Here is a 19,511-nt window from a genome sequence, read left to right on the forward strand (position 1 = left end):
CCCCCATGTCCAAGCGCCCCCTGGCGGCCGTGGCCATCGCCGCCGCCCTCGCCGTCGGCGCCGCCGCCTGCGGCGGTACGACGAAGAACTCCTCCGGCGACGACGCCAAGAGCGCCGCGACCAGCGGCGCGAAGGCGAACCCGAACGCGCCCCTGAAGAAGGGCCTCAAGCTCGCCTTCCTTCCCAAGCAGGTGAACAACCCGTACGAGACGATCGTCGACAACGCGGGCATCGACGGGGCCAAGGAGTTCGGCGGCACCGCCAAGGAGGTCGGCCCGTCCGACGCGTCGGCGTCCTCGCAGATCTCCTACATCAACACGCTGATCCAGCAGCGGATGGACTCGATCCTCATCGCGGCCAACGACCCGAACGCCGTCTGCGGCCCGCTCAAGCAGGCGATGTCCCGCAAGATCAAGGTGGTGTCGTACGACTCCGACGCCTCCAAGGACTGCCGCGACGTCTTCATCAACCAGGCCAGCTCCGAGGAGATCGGCCGTAGCGAGATCAAGCTCATGTCCGAGCTGATCGGCGGCAAGGGCAAGATCGCGATCCTGTCGGCGACCGCCAACGCCACCAACCAGAACACCTGGATCGGCTTCATGAAGGACGAGCTGAAGAAGCCGGAGTACTCCGGCATCCAGCTCGTCAAGGTCGCCTACGGCGACGACGACGACCAGAAGTCCTTCCAGCAGACGCAGGGTCTGCTGCAGGCGTACCCGGACCTGAAGGGCATCATCGCCCCGACCACGGTCGGCATCGCCGCCGCGGCCCGCTACATCGACGGCTCGAAGTACAAGGGCAAGGTCGCGGTCTCCGGCCTCGGCACGCCGAACCAGATGCGCAAGTTCGTCAAGGACGGCACGGTCGCCAAGTTCGAGCTGTGGGACCCGAAGAACCTGGGCTACCTCGCGTCGTACGCCGCCGCGGCCCTCGCCTCCGGCCAGATCACCGGCGCGGAGGGTGAGAAGTTCAAGGCCGGCAAGCTCGGCGAGCGCACGATCGGCAAGGACGGCGAGGTCATCCTCGGCCCGCCGACCGTCTTCGACAAGTCCAACATCGACAACTACAACTTCTAGGCGATCGGTGGCGGGGCCGCCGGACGCGGCCCCGCCCCTCGCGGGAGGAGCCCCCGTGCGGCGCGTCTGTTTCCTGCTGAAGGTCAGGCAGGACCGGCTGGAGGAGTACCGCGAACGGCACGAGGCGGTGTGGCCGGACATGCTCACCGCCCTGCGCGCGGCCGGCTGGCGCAACTACAGCCTCTTCCTGCGCGACGACGGGCTGCTCGTCGGCTACCTCGAGACCGACGACTTCGACGCGGCGCGCGCGGCCATGGAGAACACCGAGGTGAACGCCCGCTGGCAGGCGGACATGGCGCCGTTCTTCGAGGACCTCGACGGGCGCCCCGACGAGGGCATGGTGCCGCTCGCCGAAGTCTTCCATCTCGACTGACGATCGGGGATCACGAACAATGACAACCGACAGGACCCAGGTGAAGGCGGCACTGCGCGCACAGCGCATCGAGACGCCGTCGTGGGCTTACGGCAACTCCGGCACCCGCTTCAAGGTGTTCGCCCAGCAGGGCGTGCCGCGCACGCCGCAGGAGAAGATCGACGACGCGGCGCAGGTGCACCGCCACACCGGCGTCGCGCCGACCGTCGCGCTGCACATCCCCTGGGACAAGGTGGACGACTACGGCGCGCTGGCCGAGCACGCCCGTGAGCGCGGCGTCACGGTCGGCGCGATCAACACGAACGTCTTCCAGGACGACGACTACATGCTGGGCAGCGTCACCAACCCGGACCCGAAGGTGCGGGCGAAGGCGCTGAAGCACCTGCTCGCGTGCGTCGACATCATGGACGAGACGGGCTCGCGCGACCTGAAGCTGTGGTTCTCCGACGGGACCAACTACCCCGGCCAGGACGACATCCGCGCCCGGCAGGACCGCCTCGCCGAGGCCCTGGCCGCGGTGTACGAGCGGCTCGGCGACGACCAGCGGTTCCTGCTGGAGTACAAGCTGTTCGAGCCGGCCTTCTACACCACCGACCTGCCGGACTGGGGCACGTCGTACGCGCACTGCCTCAAGCTCGGCCCGAAGGCCCAGGTGGTCGTCGACACCGGGCACCACGCGCCCGGCACGAACATCGAGTTCATCGTGGCGTTCCTGCTGCGCGAGGGGAAGCTCGGCGGCTTCGACTTCAACTCCCGCTTCTACGCCGACGACGACCTGATGGTGGGCGCCGCCGACCCGTTCCAGCTCTTCCGGATCATGCACGAGGTGATCCAGGGCGGCGGATTCACCGACGAGATCGCGTTCATGCTCGACCAGTGCCACAACATCGAGCCGAAGATCCCCGGCCAGATCCGCTCGGTGCTGAACGTGCAGGAGGCCACGGCCAAGGCCCTGCTGGTCGACGTCGAGGCGCTGCGCGCGGCGCAGCAGGCCGGCGACGTGCTCGGCGCCAACGCCGTGTTCATGGACGCCTACAACACCGACGTCCGGCCGCTGCTCGCCGAACTGCGCGAGGAGATGGGCCTGGACCCGGACCCGATGGCGGCCTACGCCCGGTCCGGCTACTTCGAGAAGATCCGCGACGAACGCAAGGACGGCCAGGCGGCCGGTTGGGGGGCTTGAGTTGGGCATCGTCGACGACCTGCTGAAACGCTGCCACGAGCTGGGCGGCGACCCGCGCAACACGAACTACGCGGGCGGCAACGCGTCCGCGAAGGGCGTGCAGCCGGACCCGGTGACCGGCGGTGACGTCGAGCTGATGTGGGTGAAGGGCTCGGGCGGCGACCTGGGCACGCTGAAGGAGTCGGGCCTGGCGGTGCTGCGCCTGGACCGGCTGCGCGCCCTGGTGAACGTCTACCCGGGCGTCGAGCGCGAGGACGAGATGGTCGCCGCGTTCGACTTCTGCCTGCACGGCAAGGGCGGCGCCGCGCCGTCGATCGACACGGCCATGCACGGCCTGGTCGACGCCGCGCACGTCGACCACCTGCACCCGGACTCCGGGATCGCGATCGCGACCGCCGCCGACGGCGAGGAGCTGACCCGCCGGATCTTCGGCGACCGGGTCGTGTGGGTGCCGTGGCGGCGGCCGGGCTTCCAGCTCGGCCTCGACATCGCGGCGATCAAGAAGGACAACCCGCAGGCCATCGGCTGCGTCCTCGGCGGCCACGGCATCACCGCCTGGGGCGCCACCAGCGAGGAGGCCCAGGCCAACTCGCTCGACATCATCCGCACCGCCGAGGCGTACATCGCCGAGCACGGCCGGCCCGACCCGTTCGGCGCGGTGATCCACGGGACGCTGCCGGAGGCCGAGCGGCACGAGCGCGCCGCCGCGCTGTTCCCGCTGATCCGCGGGCTCGCCTCGACGGACCGGCCGCAGGTCGGGCACTACACCGACTCGCCGGAGGTCCTGGACTTCGTGGCACGGGCCGAGCACCCGCGGCTCGCCGCCCTCGGCACCTCCTGCCCCGACCACTTCCTGCGCACCAAGGTCCGGCCGCTCGTCCTCGACCTGCCGCCGACCGCTCCGCTGGAGGACGTCAAGGCCCGGCTGCGCGAGCTGCACGAGGCGTACCGGGAGGAGTACCGCGCCTACTACGAGCGGTACGCCACCGAGGACTCCCCGGCGATGCGCGGCGCGGACCCGGTGATCGTGCTGGTCCCCGGCGTCGGCATGTTCAGCTTCGGCAAGGACAAGCAGACCGCCCGGGTCGCCGGCGAGTTCTACGTCAACGCGATCAACGTGATGCGCGGCGCCGAGGCGCTGTCCACCTACGCCCCGATCGCCGAGTCGGAGAAGTTCCGCATCGAGTACTGGGAGCTGGAGGAGGCCAAGCTCCGGCGCATGCCGAAGCCGAAGCCCCTCGCCACCCGCGTCGCGTTCGTGACCGGCGGCGGCTCCGGCATCGGCGCGGCCACCGCGCACCGGCTGGCCGCCGAGGGCGCGTGCGTCGTCGTCGCCGACCGGGACGCCGCCGCGGCTGAGAAGGTCGCCGCCGAACTCGGCGCCTCCGCGCTGCGGGCCTCGGACGTCGCGGTCGCGGTGGCCGTGGACGTCACCGACGAGGAGGGGATCGCCGCCGCGCTGCGGGCGGCGGTGCTGGCCTTCGGCGGCGTCGACCTGGTCGTCAACAACGCCGGGCTGTCGCTGTCCAAGCCGCTGCTCGACACGACGGTCGCGGACTGGGACCTGCAGCACGACGTCATGGCGCGCGGCTCGTTCCTCGTCTCGCGCGAGGCCGCCCGCGTGATGATCGAGCAGGCCATGGGCGGCGACATCGTCTACGTCGCCTCGAAGAACTCCATCTTCGCCGGGCCGAACAACATCGCCTACAGCGCGGCAAAGGCCGACCAGGCGCACCAGGTGCGCCTGCTGGCCGCCGAGCTCGGCGAGCACGGCGTCCGCGTCAACGGGATCAACCCCGACGGCGTGGTGCGCGGCTCCGGCATCTTCGCCGGCGGCTGGGGCGCCAAGCGCGCGGCCGTCTACGGGGTGCCGGAGGAGAAGCTCGGCGAGTACTACGCCCAGCGGACCCTGCTCAAGCGCGAAGTGCTGCCGGAGCACGTCGCGAACGCCGTCTTCGCCCTCACCGGCGGGGACCTGACCCACACGACGGGTCTGCACGTGCCCGTGGACGCGGGGGTGGCCGCCGCCTTCCTCCGCTGACGGATCCGGTGCGGGGCGGCACCGCCACCAGCCGCCCCGCACACCACTCCCTGAGCCTCCCCACCTCCGCCCGGATTCCGTTCCACGCCGCCGCACCCGGCCGTGCTCTCATCGCAGGCCTTTCCCATCCTCCAACGCGCCGTCCGCGACGACCGCCGCGCGACCGACCTCAGCGAGATCGACGACCGTCGGCACTTCGACAGCCACGGCTGACAGACCGGCGGCGGGCCCGCGGAACCGGCCACCGCGGGCCCGCCGCCCCAACTCGGACCACCACCGGCCCACGTCTTCCGGATCGGCGAACCCGTCGCACCGACAGGAAGGACATCGATGAGGAAACACCGGACGTCACGGCGTCCACGACATGAGGGATCTCCTGCCATGAGACGTGCGTCCGGTCGGTTCGCGGGGGCGCCGACGGCGATCCTCCTCGCCCTGTCCGCGGTCGTCGTCGCGGTGACCCCGACGGGAACCGCGGCGGGCGCGCCGGTGTCCGCGGCGGCTGTCCCGGCCCTGACCCGCGCCACCTTCGCCGACCCCCCGGCCTCGGTCCGGCCCAAGTACCGCTGGTGGCAGCCGCTGGCCTACACCGAGGACGGCGAGCTGGCCGACGAGCTCGGTCAGATCAAGAAGGTGGGCGGCGGCGGCGCCGAGGTCGCCCCGTTCAACGTCGAGGGCACGGGCAACAACACCACCCCGTTCCTGGAGAAGTACGGCTGGGGCACCCCGCTGTGGGCGCAGAAGACCCGGACGATGCTGGCGGCGGCCAAGGCGAACGGGCTCAGCCTCGACCTCACGATCGGCCCCCGCTGGCCCGCGACCGTCCCCACGGTCAACGACGTCAACGACGCCGCCGCGCAGCAGCAGATCGTCTTCTCCTACGAGTTCCGCCACGGCGGCACCAGCAGGTCGGGGCCGCTGCCGACCAACCTCGACGTCTCGCCGCCCGCGGGGGCCAAGAAGACCCTCATCGCGGCGCTCCTCGCCAAGTGCGCCGACGCGAACTGCGACCGTTCCACCAGCGCCCCGCGGCTGCTCGACCGGTCCAGCGTCATCGACGTGACCTCGAAGGTGGACGCGCAGGGCGAGCTGTCGGTCGACGTCCCAGGCGACGCGAACAGCACGTACGCGCTGATCGCCTTCTACCAGGCGCCCACCGGCCAGTCCCTGTCCGGCTACACCGCCACCGGCACCAACTACGCCCTGGACACCTTCGGCACGGCCGGTGCCACGGCGACCACGGACTTCTACGACAAGAACATCCTCACCTCGGACGTGCGGAAGCTGCTCGCCCAGATGGGCACCAGCGAACTGTTCGAGGACTCCCTCGAACTCGGCACCACGCAGAAGTGGACGCCCGACATGGTCGCGCAGTGGCAGAAGCTGCGCGGATACTCCCCGGTCGACGTTCTCCCCGCGCTGGCCGGCGCGGGCGACCAGGGCATCACCAGCAAACCGTTCTTCGACTTCGGTGACGGCCTCGGCGCCCGCGTACGCACCGACTACCGGCAGACCCTCAGCGACCTGTACATCGCGAACCGGCTCGACGTCCTGCGTGCGTGGGCCCACAAGCACCACATGGGCACCCGCATCCAGCCGTACGGCATACCGGTGGACATCTCCGACGCCGCCTCGCACATCGACGTCCCCGAAGGCGAGTCCCTCGCGTTCGGGCAGTCGGTCGGCGCCTACAGCAACGTGCAGGACTACCGGGTCGTCGCCACGGGAGCGCACCTCTCCGGGCAGCCCGTGGTGTCGGATGAGTGCTGCGCGTTCTCCGGCTCGGTCTGGGGATCGACCGCCGGGGCGGGTTCGGACACCTCGAACCTGCAGGCCGTGTACCGCGGCTTCGCCGGCGGGGTGAACCAGGTCGTCTGGCACGGCTTCCCCTATCTGACCAAGGGCCCGCAGGGCGCCGGCGCACAGGAGGTGTGGCCCGGCATGACCTACGGCGGCAACACCTCCTACTCCGAGGCGTTCGGCGCCAAGGGCGGCCCGAACTGGGCCGACTACCGTGCGATCAACGACAGCGTGGCCCGTATGCAGCTCGTGCTCAGGCAGGGCAAGCCGCGCTTCGACCTGGCCGTGTACTGGCAGGACTTCGGCATGAACGGCACGGGGACCACGGGAAGCGGCTCGAACAAGCAGATCGCGAGCTCGTCGGCGCTGGCGGCGGCCGGGTACACCTACGAGTACCTCAGCCCGGCCCAGCTCCGGCGCAAGGACGCCTCCTACCGCGACGGCGCCCTGTTCGGCGACAGTTCGGCGTACCACGCGGTGCTGCTGAACGACCAGACGACCATGCCGGTCGACACCGCGCAGAAGCTGCTCCAGCTGGCGCAGCGAGGACTGCCCATCGTCATCGTCGGTGACCTGCCGAGCAGCGTTCCCGGAGCCAACGACGCGGCGGCCCAGGACGCGCGGCTGCAGTCCCTGGTCGGCCAGCTGGTCGAGCAGCGCGGCGTCGCGCGGGTGGCGAGCGAAGCGGACGTGCCGGCCGCGTTGAAGGGCCTGAAGGTGACGCCCGCCCTCGCGCCGCAGGACGACTCCGGCGCGCTCCTCGACGTGCGCAGGCACGCGGGCTCCACCGACTACTACTACCTCTACAACCAGACGCACACCGCGACCGCGCAGACGCTCACCCTCACCGGCGACGGCGTGCCGTACCGGCTGAACACCTGGACCGGTGAGATCACCCCGATCACGAACTACACGTCCGGCCACGGCAAGATCACCGTCCCGGTGCGGCTCAACGGCGACAACGCCGAGATCATCGCGGTCACACCACGGCACGACGGCACCTTCGACGGCGCGCCGGGGCGGCCCGGCAGGGCGAACACGACGAGCCCGTCGGCCGGTACGCCGAAGCCGGTGGCGCTGGGCGACTGGTCGCTCTCGGTGGAGAGCTGGGAGCCCGGCGCCTCCGACCTGCCGGGCGACACCGCCCACAAGAAGCTCGGGTCGGTCACGCTCAAGGCCGGACCGGACGGCAGGCTGCCGGCCTGGTCGGCGATCACGCCCGACAACGGCTACGCCGTGAACCTGAAGGACGTGTCCGGCACGGGCACCTACACGACACACGTGACCTTGGGCGACGAGTGGAAGGGGGTCAGCGGCGCGAGTCTCGATCTCGGCACACCGGTGGACACCGTGACCGTGAACGTCAACGGGCACGACCTGCCGCCGCTCGACCAGGCCGACCTGCGCCATGTCGAGGTCGGCGAGTACCTGCGCACGGGTCAGAACACGATCACCGTTCGGGTCGCGTCGACACTGCTCAACGCGGTCCGCGTCGCGCCGAGCACGGGCGCGTCGTCGCGGACGCCGATGGACTACGGGCTGTTCGGGCCGCTCACCCTCACGCCGTACGCCGGCACCGGGCCCCTGCTGACCGCCTCGGCGCTGGAGACGTCGCTGCCGCTGGCGAAGGGCGGGTACAACCGCGCCACCGTGGTGGTCGGCAACGGCTCCGGCAAATCGGTCGGGGTGACGCTCAGCGCGTCGGCCGCATCGGGAATCACCGCGCAGCCGGAGAAGGAGCGGGTCACGATCCCGGCCGGCGGCTCGGCGACGGTGCCCGTAGGTCTGCGCGACTCCGGTGTCGCGACCGGAACGAGCACCCTGACCGTGACGGCGCGGAGTGACGCCGGGCTGACCGCCACGACGACGGTGACCCTGCGGCATTCCGACGACCTGGCCCTCAACCCGGGCGGCGCGCCGTTCCCGCGCGTGATCGCGGATGCGAGCCAGGACCGCTATCCGGCCCCCCTCGCGGTGGACGGATCAGCCGGCACCTTCTGGGTGTCGTGGGGCCGGGCCGCCGGGCAGGGCCCCACCACGGACCACCCGGTGCGGTACGGACTCGACTTCGGCGCGGCCATCGACATCGGCTCCGTCACCGTCGGTGGCCGGTCCAACTACGGGCCGCGCGACTACGACGTCCAGGTGTCCTCGGACGGCCGGAACTGGCGCACGGTGGCCAGTGCCACCGACACCCCGAAGGCGGGCGGAACGACGACCTTCGCCTCGGCGAACGCCCGCTACCTGCGACTCAACATCACCAAGAGCTGGGACTCCGTCACCGCGAACGTGCAGATGAGCGGGCTCACGGTGCAGCCGTGAGGCCGGCGCGGAGCCGGGGATGACGCACGGCCCGCCACGTCGGCGGGCCGTGCGGTACCGGCCGACCACCGGCGCTGCCGGACGACACACGATGGAAGGGATGAGATGACCGCGAACAACGGACGCGTGCGCGTCGGGCTGGTCGCCGGAGGGCTCGGGGCCTACTGGCCGCAGTTCCCCGACCTGCTGCCGCAACTGCGGCGATCCGCCGAGCGCGTGTCGGAACGGATGGGCGAACTCGGCGCCGACGTCGTCGACGTGGGCTTCATCTCCGACGCCCAGGAGGGTGCGGCGGCGGCCGAGAAGCTGCGCGCGGCGGACTGCGACCTCATCGTCGGGTTCCTCACGACGTACATGACCGCGACCATGCTGGTGCCGATCGCCCAGCGCAGCGGCGCCCCCGTGCTGCTGATCAACCTGCAGCCGACCGAGTCGATGGACCATGCGACCTTCGACACGGGTCAGTGGCTGGCCTACTGCGGCGCCTGCCCGCTGCCGGAGATGGCCAACGCGTTCCTGCGCTGCGGCATCCCGTTCCGCTCGGTGTCGGGGTACGTCGAGGACGAGCGGGCCTGGGCGAAGATCGGCCGTTGGGTGCGCGCGGCGGGCGTACGGGCGGCGCTGCGCCGGGGCCGGCACGGCCTGATGGGCCACCTGTACCCGGGCATGCTCGACGTCTCCACCGACCTGACCCTTGTGCCGGCGAACTTCGGCGGCCACATGGAGGTCCTGGAGTTCGACGACCTGCGGGTCCGCGTCGAGAAGGTCACCGACGCCGAGGCGGAGGCCAAGAAGAAGGAGGCCGCGGAGATCTTCGAGCTGGCCGACTCGGTCAACGACGAGGACTTCTCGTGGGCCGCGCGCGTCGCCGTCGGTCTCGACCGGCTCGCCGCGGACTTCGAGCTCGACAGCCTCGCCTACTACCACCGGGGCCTGGACGGCGAGGTCCACGAACGCCTCGGCGCGGGCATGATCCTCGGCGCGTCGCTGCTGACCGCGCGCGGCGTCCCGGCCGCCGGCGAGTACGAGCTGCGCACGTCCCTCGCGATGCTCATCATGGACCGGCTCGGCGCGGGCGGCTCATTCACCGAGCTCCAGGCGCTGGACTTCGAGCGCGGCCACGTCGAGATGGGCCACGACGGCCCGGCGCACCTGGCCATCAGCGACGCGAAGCCGCTGCTGCGCGGCCTCGGCGTCTACCACGGCAAGCGCGGCTGGGGCGTGTCCGTCGAGTTCGACGTCAAGCACGGCCCCGTCACGGCGTTCGGCCTCCGCCAGGGCCGCGACGGCCGGTTCGCGTTCGTGGTCTCCGAGGGCGAGGTCGTGGCCGGGCCACTGCTGCAGATCGGCAACACCACCTCGCGCGTCGACTTCGGCTGCGACCCGGGGGAGTGGACCGACGCCTGGAGCGCCACCGGCATCTCCCACCACTGGGCCCTCGGCACCGGCCACCGGCTCGCCGACCTGCGCGCCCTCGCGGACCTCATGGAGGTGGAACTGATCCACGTAGGCGCCTGACGGTTCTTTTCGGGTCGGGGGACTCACGCACAGGAGACGGTATGGCGAGTTTCTTCGGCATGCGCGGAATCCGCTTCCTACTGGCGCTGACCATGGCGCTGGGCGGGCTGCTCGTCGTCACGGCGCCCGCCCGGGCCGCGGTCGACACGAACCTGGTCAACTTCGACGCGGCCGGGAACCAGGTGATCCGGTTCGACACCGACGGCAACGCGGTGGACGCGCACGACGGAGCGATCGAGCGCTTCGGCGGCACCTACTACCTGTACGGCACCGCCTACGACTGCGGCTACCAGTGGCAGAACAACGACACGTTCTGCGGTTTCAAGGTCTACTCGTCGCCCGACCTGGCGCACTGGACCGACCGCGGTCTCGTCGCGCCTCCCCGCTCGTGCCAGTACTGCTTCCGCCCGCACGTCGTCTACGACAAGGCGACCCGCAGGTACGTCATGTGGGTCAACGACCAGGGCGCCGCCGACAAGTTCCGGGTCTACACGAGCCGGACGCCGACCGGGCCCTTCACCGAGCAGCCCGTCCCCGACCTGCCGGACCAGACGCACTGCACCGCCGACCTCGCCGTGTTCGTCGACGATGACGGGACGGCCTATCTCACCTGCAGCAACGCCGGCTGGCACATCGCGGTCATCCAGCTCACCGCCGACTATCTGCGCGCGGCCGGGCCGTACGACATCACCGGAGTCACCCGCGTGGAGGCACCGTCGATCTTCAAGCGGAACGGCACGTACTACCTGACGATGTCGGACCCGAACTGCGGGTACTGCACCGGCACCGGCACCTCCTACCTGACCGCGAAGAGCCCACTCGGCCCGTGGCACGGTCGGGACGCGTGGACGGCCGAGGACGGCGCGCTGACCGCGAGCGGCGGGCTGTACGGGCTGTCCCAGCAGGGCGAGGACTGGCGCGACTACACCTTCTCCTTCGACGTCGCGCCGCTGCCCACGACCTCGGGCACATCGGCCCAGGCCGGCTTCTCGGTGCGGATGAACCAGGACGACCACGGCTACCTGTTCCTGCTGACCGGTTACGGCTCGGCGAAGAACGGACAGCTGAGCGTGCTGCGCCGGGCCGGGGCCACCACGGCGAGCCACGTGGTGAAGCTGGACAAGCCGATCGTCGCGGGGGAGTGGCACCACGTCGCGGTCACGGCGGCGGGCGCGACGCTCACCACGTCGATCGACGGCGTCCAGGTGGACGCCTACACCGACGCGACGTACGCCACCGGCAAGGTCGGCTTCCGCGAGTGGAACGGCGCCAACCTGGAGTCGGCCCGGTTCGACAACGTCGCGGTCACCTCCACGGACGGCCGGACGCTCCTGTCCGACGACTTCTCCGGGGACTTCGCCAAGTGGGTGGTCCCGACCAGCGGCGTCAAGATCAGCGATGACTCCTGCGGCGGCCAGCCCGCCCAGGTCGCGACGCTGCCCTCCCGGCACGGCACGCCGACGTACCTCTACTTCAGCGACCTGTGGGACTTCCACACCAACGAGGCGCTGGCCAACTACTACTGGCAGCCGCTCTCGTTCGGCTCGGACGGCGCCATCCAGCCGCTGACCTGTGCGAACTCTCAGGTCCACCTCGACCCGGGCCACCCCGGCCACCAGCGGCCCATCCGGGCCCTCGACCAGACCAGCGGCGTGACCGGATTCCGCACCACCTGCGACATCGCCGGTACGACGCGACGCGAGCAGGGCTTCACGGCCGGCCGCACGGGCCGGCTGGCCTCGCTCGCCGTGACCGTGTTCAAGGACGGCACGGAGACCGGGCGGGTGCTGCGGACCCCACCGTCGGACCCCCTCGACATGGAGATCGTCGACCGGGGCACCGGCAGGACGGTGTGGTCGGCGTCGGTGCCGGCGAGCACGATCGGCTGGTCCGCCCGGAATCTGACCGTACGTCCGGGCGTCCGGGTACGGCGCGGTGCCGAGTACGCCGTGCGCCTCGGCTCGTCGACGACCACCGGCTGCTACGGCGTCGCGTTCAACGACCAGAACCCCTATCCCGGCGGTACCTCCGTCATCAGCACCGACGGCGGCGCGGGTTTCACCGCTGAGCCCGCGCGTGACCTGAAGTTCCAGACGTCCGTCGAGCGCTGACATCGCCAGGAGACGAGGAGTGCACATGAGGTTCATCCCGGCTTGCGCGACCGCGGTCGCGCTGGCCCTGGCGGCCCTGACACCGGGCCTGCCCGCGCACGCGGACACCGAGCCGCTCGGCGTCGCCGGGCTGCGCACCGACGCGCTCGACACGGCGCTGGGCGTCGACGACACGACGCCGACGCTGAGCTGGAAGCCCACGGCGACCGGACGGAACGAGGCCCAGGCCGCGTACCAGGTGCAGGCCGCCTCCGCGCCGGACCGGCTGGACCACCCCGACCTGTGGGACTCCGGAAAGGTCGCCTCCGCGGCCGTGAGCGCCGTCTACAAGGGTGCGGCGCTGAAGGCGCGCCAGCGGGTCTGGTGGCGCGTGCGCGTCTGGGACGGCGCGGGCCACGCGTCGTCGTGGAGCCGCCCGGCCTGGTGGGAGATGGGTCTGCTCGCCAAGACGGACTGGTCGGCCAAGTGGGTCGGGGACGACCGGTGGGTCGACCGCAAGCCCACGCCGGTCACGGTCAAGGTGCCCGCGCAGGACGCCCGGTACGTCCGGCTGGACGTGACGAAGCTGGGGCTGCCGATCGTCGAGAGCGGTTCGCTGCTGTCCCGGCTGCAGCTCGCCGAGATCGTCGTCGCCGACTCGGCGAACCCGGACGTCGACCTGGCCAAGGGCGCGGCCGTCACGGGCTCGGACGTGCGCAGCTACCCCGGCAAGTGGGAGCCGGAGTTCCTGACCGACGGGTCGCTCAGCACCGAGCAGGCGCCGTTCGGCTACACCAGCAACGCCTACAAGTCCCAGGACCCCGGTCACGACATCTGGCTGCAGCTCGACCTGGGGCAGACCCGGCACTTCGACCAGGTCGTGCTGTACCCGCGCACGGACACGATGACCGCCGACGCGAAGACCCCGAACTTCCCCGTCGACTTCACCGTGCAGACCGGGAACGACGCGAACCTGCGCACCGTCGCGACGGTCACCGGCCAGGAGCCGCCGCCGGCGTACCACACCGACTTCCCGCCGCTGCCGATCCTCGCCCGGCAGTTCGACCTGGGCAAGGACGTCCGCGCGGCCCGGCTCTACATCACCGCGCTCGGCCTCTATGACGCCACCATCAACGGCCGGCCGGTCAGCGACGCGGTGCTGGAGCCGCCGAACACCGACTACCGCAAGCGCGTCGTCTACTCCACCTACGACGTGACGGGGCTGCTGCGCAAGGGCGGCAACGCGATCGGCGTACGCCTCGGCAACGGCACCTACAACGTCGCGCCGACCGCCGACCGGTACACCAAGTACGTCGGCGCGCAGGGCGCGCCACGGCTGCTCGCCCAGCTCGAGGTGACGCTGAAGGACGGCACCACCGAGCGGATCGCCAGCGACGCGTCCTGGCGCACCGACCTGGGACCGACGACGTTCTCGCAGTGGTACGGCGGCGAGGACGAGGACGCGCGGCGCGAGCAGGCCGGCTGGGACCGGCCCGGCGCGGACCTGTCCGGCTGGAAGCCCGCCGCCGAGACCGCCGACCCGGGCATCGCCGTCGCGGCGCGCACGTCCCCGCCGATCGTCCCGGTCGGGCGCGAGCACACCGTCCGGATCACCCACCCCGAGTCCGGGACGTACGTCTTCGACCTGGGCGCCAACGTCTCGGGCTGGCCCGTGCTGCACGTCAGCGGACCGCGCGGGACCACCCTCACGATCAAGCCGGGGGAGCGGCTCGGCGACGACGGCCTCGTCGACCAGGGGACGATGATCGCCGGCGGGAACCGGCAGCCGCCGGTGGAGGACCACTACACCCTCGCGGGCGGCGGCGAGGAGACCTGGCACCCGCGCTTCGTCTACCACGGGTTCCGGTACCTCCAGGTCACCGGCCTGCCGTCGGCACCCGCCGCCGGCGACGCCGAGGCGATCGTGCTGCGCGCCGACAACGCGACGGCCGGCACGTTCGACAGCTCGGACCTGCTGCTGAACGACATTCACAAGATCACGCAGGCGTCGATCGCCGGCAACATGTTCAGCATCCTCACCGACTGCCCGGACCGGGAGAAGCTCGGCTGGCTCGAGCAGACCCACCTGGTGCAGGGGTCCGTCGCGCGTGACTTCGACGTCGAGGCCTACTACCGCGACTTCCTGCGGAACGTCGCCGAGGCCCAGCTGCCCGACGGGCACGTGCCCGACATCGCCCCGGAGTACGTCGTCTTCAGCGGATCGGCCCGCGACGACCCGAACTGGGGCAGCGCGATCATCATGTCCGCCTGGCAGCACTACCAGTCCTACGGCGACGTCGGCACGCTGCGGACCTACCTCCCGGCGATGGGCCGGTACTTCGACTACCTGACGTCGAAGACCAGCGGAAACCTGCTCGACTACGGCTACGGCGACTGGGCCGGCACGGACTCCTCCACGCCGGTCGGCATCGCCGCGAGCTACGGCTACTACCGGGACGCCGTCGCCCTCGGCAGGATCGCCCGGCTCCTCGGCGAGGACCCCTCCCGCTACGACACCGCGGCCGGGAAGATCGCCGCGGCGTTCAACGCGACGTACCTCAAGGACGGAATGTACGGCTCGGGCAGCCAGGCCAGTGACGCGTTCGCCCTGGACATGGGCGTCGTGCCCGCCGACCAGCGGCAGGCCGTCACCGACCACCTCGTCACGTCCATCGAGACCAAGGGTTACCACCTGACCGTCGGGGAGATCTCCCTGCCCGCGGTGTTCCGGGTGCTGTCCGCGGCCGGCCGCGACGACGTGCTGCTGAAGGTCGCCCAGCAGGTCACCGCGCCGAGCTACGGCTACCAGGTGGTGCACGGCGCGACCACGCTCACGGAGTACTGGGACGGCCCGACCGGCTACGGCTCCCAGGACCACTTCATGCTCGGCGCGATCGACGAGTGGTTCAACGCGGGCCTGGCCGGGATCCGGCAGGCCGACGGCGGCGCCGGCTTCACCGACCTGGTGATCCGCCCGGCCGTGGTCGGCGACCTCACCGGCGCGAGCGGGACGTACGAGACGCCGCGCGGCCAGGTCGCCAGCTCCTGGCGCCGTGAGGGCACCACGCTGCACCTGGACGTGACCGTGCCGCCGGGCGCCCCGGCGCGCGTCGAGGTCCCGCTGCTCGGCGGGAACCACGTGACCGCCACCGCCGGCGCGAAGTGGGTCGGCGCGCAGAACGGCTACGGCGTCTACGAGGTCGGCTCCGGGCGGTGGTCCTTCACCGCCGTGACCGCCTCCTCTGTCGCCCAGGACCGGCAGCAGCTCGCGGTCGAGCCGCCGTTCGGCGTGAACGTCCCCGTCCTGCCCGGTCAGCCCACGGCCACGCGGTTCCGGGTCACCAACCTGGAGGACCGCGCGGTGACCGTCCGCCCGAGCGTGTCCGTCTCGGCCGGCTTCACGGCGTCGGTGTCCGGCGGCCCGGTGCGCGTCCCGGCGCACGGCTCCGTCCAGGTCCCGGTCGCGCTGAAGCAGACCGACACGGGCGTCTCGTCGGGGACCGTCACGCTGAAGGCGGGTGACGACGGCGCGTCCGCGCCGGTCGCGGTCACCTCGAACCTCGTCCGCGCCGCGACCATGTCGGCCTCCAGCACCCACAGCGGCTCCGACCCCGCCTGGGCGAACGACGGAGGCACCGACTCGGAGGTCTGGCTGAACGGCGTCGGCGGCTGGAACGACGACACCGCGGGCGGGTTCCCCGACACGCTGACCGCGACGTGGAACGCCCCGATCACCCTCGGCCGGGTCCGCGTCCTCACCCTGAACAGCGCCAAGTCTCCCTCGGCCAAGTCCGGGATCCGGGACTTCGACATCGAGGTGCGCACGGGAGACACCTGGCGCGCGGTCGCGACGGTCAGCGGCAACACCGCGGGCACCGTCGAGCGGACCTTCGACCCCGTCCAGGCGTCGGCGCTGCGCGTCGTCGTCCACGACTCCAATGACCACAACTACAGCCGGGTGATCGAACTCGAGGGTTACACCTCCTGACCGGCAGCTCAGCACAACCCCTGCTTCACCAAAGGATTCACCGATGAAGAAAGAGATGCCGGCCGACGGGTTCAGCCGCCGCGGCTTCCTCCTGACGGCCGGCACCGTCGCCGCGGGCGCGGCCCTCGCCTGGGGTTCGCCCCTCGGCGAGGCCGCCGCCCGCGCCGCGGGCTCCGGAACGGCCGGTTCGTTCGCCCGGCCCGACGCGTCCGTCGCGCCGAAGTTCCGCTGGTGGTGGCCGGACGGCAACGTCGACCCCGACGAGATCCGCCGCGAGGTCGACCAGATCGCCGACGCCGGCTTCGGCGGCGCGGAGATCGCCGCCGTCCACCACAGCATCTCCGACAAGTCCGTGCTCGACCCGGCCGGGCACGGCTGGGGCACCCCGGCGTGGGTGGCCGCCGTCGAGGCGGCGCTCGACCAGGCGCGGCGGCGCGGCGTGACGATCGACCTCACGATCGGCCCGTCCTGGCCCGCCGCCGTGCCGACGATCACGCCGGACGACACCGCGGCGGTCAAGGAGCTGGCGTACGGCTCGGCGACCGTCGCGGCCGGCGCGACCTACGACGGACCGGTCCCGCCGCCCGCGCGCGCGGCCGCGTCCACGGCGAAGGTCCAGAAGCTCTTCCTCGTGCAGGCCGCCCGGGTGAACACGGCCAACTCCACGCGCAAGGAGACCGGCCTGGACCTCGCCTCGGTCCAGGACCTCACCGGGAAGGTCACGGACGGGCGGCTCTCCTGGACCGCGCCGTCGGACGGCTCCTGGGTGATCATCAGTCACTGGGAGCGCGGCTCGGCGCAGACGCCCGAGTCCGGCCCGCACACCGTTCCGGCGGCCTACGTCGTCGACCACTTCAGCGCCGCCGGCACCAAGGCCGTGACCGACTACTGGGAGGAGCACATCCTCACCCGGTCGGTGCGCAAGCTGATCAAGAAGGCGGGCGCCACGCTGTTCGAGGACTCGATCGAGATCGAGACCAAGGCGCTGATGTGGACCCCGGACCTGCCCAGGGAGTTCGAGAGGCGCAAGGGCTACTCGGTGCTGCCCTACCTGCCCGCCATCACGCAGGACAACGGCAACCAGCTCTACGCCTACGAGGCCGCGGCGACCCGGCGCATCCGCTACGACTACTGGGACGTCGTCTCCCAGCTGTTCAACGAGAACCACATCACCGCGCTGCAGGACTGGGCGCACTCGGTCGGCCTGGAGTTCCGCTGCCAGCCGTACGGCGCGCAGACCGACGCGATCGCCTCGGCCGCCATCCTCGACGTGCCGGAGGGCGAGTCGATCGGGTTCCACAACCTCGACGACTGGCGGAGCCTGGCGGGCGGCCGCGACATGGCCGGCCGGAAGGTCCTGTCCGGCGAGATGGGCGCCTACACCGGCGGCGCGTACAACACGACGTGGAAGAAGTTCCTGCTCACCGCCGGCGGCGCGTACGCGGCCGGGCTGAACCGCAGCGTCATCCACGGCTTCTCCTACGCCACCGCGCCGGGAGTGAAGTGGCCCGGCTACGCCGCCTTCACCCCGTACAGCGGGAGCATCGGCTACGCCGAGTCGTGGGGGCCGCGCCAGCCCACCTGGCGGCACATCAAGGACATCTCCGGATATCTGAGCCGCGTCCACCAGGTGCTGCAGACCGGCACGCCGCGCGTCGACGTCGCGGTCTTCCGGCAGACCGGCTACTCCAAGACCGGCATCGGCGTGTCCTGGTTCACCGCGACCGGCATCACGCTGGGCTGGAACCACCAGTTCATCAGCGCGCCGCTGCTGGACCTGCCGAACGCCGACGTCCACGGCGGCCGACTCGCCCCCGACGGCCCGCGGTACAAGGTCGTGTTCGTCGAGGGCGACCACTTCTACAACATGGACTCCACGCTGCAGCTCGGCGTCGCCGAGAAGCTGCTGAAGTTCACCAGGGCAGGCCTGCCGATCGTGCTGCTCGGCGACTGGTCCGCGCCGGTCGTGCCGGGCCTGGGGTCCGACGCCGAGAACGCCAGGCTGCGGGCGGTCGTGGCCGACCTGCTCAAGCAGCCGAAGGTCAAGGTCGTCGCCACCACGACCGACGTCCCCACGGCGCTCGCCGACCTCGGCGTCACGCCCGACGTGACCTATGCGCAGAGCTCGACGCTGCTCAACTTCCACCGGTACGACGACAAGGACGACGTCGACTACTACTACCTCTGCAACGGCAAGCACGCCGAGACGGTCAAGCCGCCGGTCGCCGCGATCGACCACCAGGTGTCCTTCACCCGCACCCACAAGAACGCGGTGCCCTACCTCCTCGACCCCTGGTCCGGGGAGGTACGGCGGGTCGCCCTCTACACCGAGGACGGCGACACGATCACCATGCGGGTCACCCTGCAGCCCGGCGAAGTGCTGATCGTCGCGCTGGCGGGCCCCGGCAGCCTCGGCGACGCCTCCGGGCGGGCCCACGCCACCGGCACCGAGGCCGCCGAGGTCGTGTTCGCCGACGGCAGGCTGATGGCCCGCGCGACCGCGGCCGGCACCTACGCGACCACCCTGTCCACGGGCCGCACGGTACGGACGGAGATCCCGGACGTCCCCGCGCCGATCACGCCGGCGAGCTGGCGGCTGGAGGTCGAGGACCTGCAGCCCGGCGCGTCCGCGACCGAGACCGAGACGGTCGTCCACCGGCTGACCCTCGACTCGCTGCAACCGTGGCCGAGCATCCCCGAACTGGCGGACGTCTCGGGCATCGGCCGCTACACCACGACCGTCGACCTGCCCCGGCCCTGGACCAGCGCGTACGGCGCGTGCCTGCGACTGGGACAGGTCTTCGACACCTGCCGGGTCACGGTCAACGGCAGGGAGGTGCCACCCGTCGACCAGATCAACCCGGTCGTCGACGTCGGCCCGTACCTGCGGGCCGGCGCCAACACCATCACGGTGGAGGTCGCGACGACCCTGAACAACCGGCTGCGGGTGTCCGATCCGTCCGTCTACGGCGTCGCGTCCCGCCAGGCGTACGGGCTCATCGGCCCGGTCAGCCTGGTCCCGTACGCGCAGGCCGTGATCGCTTAGTCCCACCTCCGACCCCGGGCCGGGCGCGGGGATCCTCCGTCTCCCCGCGCCCGGCCCGGCTCCCACGTCTCCGA

Annotated in this window: 9 protein-coding genes; all 9 read left to right on the forward strand. The window is 71.4% G+C overall.

From position 1 onward, the window contains the following. The first annotated feature begins 5 nt into the window (after positions 1–5). The 9 genes from rhaS (at position 6) to AB0L00_RS27275 (ending at position 19,437) form a co-directional block, all read left to right on the forward strand. Positions 6–1,076, forward strand: coding sequence for a rhamnose ABC transporter substrate-binding protein (gene rhaS, locus AB0L00_RS27235; protein WP_364439770.1), 1,071 nt, complete (start codon positions 6–8; stop codon positions 1,074–1,076). 55 nt (positions 1,077–1,131) lie between these two features. After that, positions 1,132–1,449, forward strand: a complete 318-nt coding sequence (locus tag AB0L00_RS27240) for an L-rhamnose mutarotase (RefSeq protein WP_364439772.1) — start codon at positions 1,132–1,134, stop codon at positions 1,447–1,449. Between the two features lie 19 nt (positions 1,450–1,468). Continuing rightward, positions 1,469–2,632: an L-rhamnose isomerase gene (rhaI, locus tag AB0L00_RS27245; RefSeq protein ID WP_364439775.1), complete on the forward strand. Its 1,164-nt coding sequence runs from the start codon at positions 1,469–1,471 to the stop codon at positions 2,630–2,632. Between the two features lies 1 nt (position 2,633). Further along, positions 2,634–4,673: a bifunctional aldolase/short-chain dehydrogenase gene (locus AB0L00_RS27250; protein ID WP_364439778.1), complete on the forward strand. Its 2,040-nt coding sequence runs from the start codon at positions 2,634–2,636 to the stop codon at positions 4,671–4,673. A 381-nt stretch (positions 4,674–5,054) separates the two neighbouring features. Continuing rightward, positions 5,055–8,795: a glycosyl hydrolase gene (locus AB0L00_RS27255; RefSeq protein ID WP_364439780.1), complete on the forward strand. Its 3,741-nt coding sequence runs from the start codon at positions 5,055–5,057 to the stop codon at positions 8,793–8,795. A gap of 105 nt (positions 8,796–8,900) precedes the next feature. Further along, positions 8,901–10,313, forward strand: a complete 1,413-nt coding sequence (locus AB0L00_RS27260; protein WP_364439783.1) for an L-fucose/L-arabinose isomerase family protein — start codon at positions 8,901–8,903, stop codon at positions 10,311–10,313. A 41-nt stretch (positions 10,314–10,354) separates the two neighbouring features. Further along, positions 10,355–12,424: a family 43 glycosylhydrolase gene (locus tag AB0L00_RS27265; protein WP_364439786.1), complete on the forward strand. Its 2,070-nt coding sequence runs from the start codon at positions 10,355–10,357 to the stop codon at positions 12,422–12,424. A 25-nt stretch (positions 12,425–12,449) separates the two neighbouring features. Further along, a complete protein-coding gene (locus AB0L00_RS27270; protein WP_364439789.1) occupies positions 12,450–16,391 on the forward strand; it encodes a family 78 glycoside hydrolase catalytic domain in 3,942 nt (1,313 codons plus the stop codon). Between the two features lie 43 nt (positions 16,392–16,434). Further along, on the forward strand, positions 16,435–19,437 hold the full coding sequence (locus tag AB0L00_RS27275; protein WP_364439792.1) for a glycosyl hydrolase: 3,003 nt from the start codon (positions 16,435–16,437) through the stop codon (positions 19,435–19,437). Positions 19,438–19,511 lie beyond the last annotated feature (74 nt).

Source organism: Actinoallomurus sp. NPDC052308, from assembly GCF_040679195.1.
GTDB classification, from domain to species: Bacteria; Actinomycetota; Actinomycetes; order Streptosporangiales; family Streptosporangiaceae; genus Actinoallomurus; species Actinoallomurus liliacearum.

Excerpts from the sequence above, each read along its gene's own strand:
- rhaS (WP_364439770.1), top strand. The coding sequence starts at position 6 with ATGTCCAAGCGCCCCCTGGCGGCCGTGGCCATCGCCGCCGCCCTCGCC.
- rhaI (WP_364439775.1), top strand. The coding sequence starts at position 1,469 with ATGACAACCGACAGGACCCAGGTGAAGGCGGCACTGCGCGCACAGCGC.
- AB0L00_RS27255 (WP_364439780.1), top strand. The coding sequence starts at position 5,055 with ATGAGACGTGCGTCCGGTCGGTTCGCGGGGGCGCCGACGGCGATCCTC.
- AB0L00_RS27260 (WP_364439783.1), top strand. The coding sequence starts at position 8,901 with ATGACCGCGAACAACGGACGCGTGCGCGTCGGGCTGGTCGCCGGAGGG.
- AB0L00_RS27265 (WP_364439786.1), top strand. The coding sequence starts at position 10,355 with ATGGCGAGTTTCTTCGGCATGCGCGGAATCCGCTTCCTACTGGCGCTG.
- AB0L00_RS27270 (WP_364439789.1), top strand. The coding sequence starts at position 12,450 with ATGAGGTTCATCCCGGCTTGCGCGACCGCGGTCGCGCTGGCCCTGGCG.
- AB0L00_RS27275 (WP_364439792.1), top strand. The coding sequence starts at position 16,435 with ATGAAGAAAGAGATGCCGGCCGACGGGTTCAGCCGCCGCGGCTTCCTC.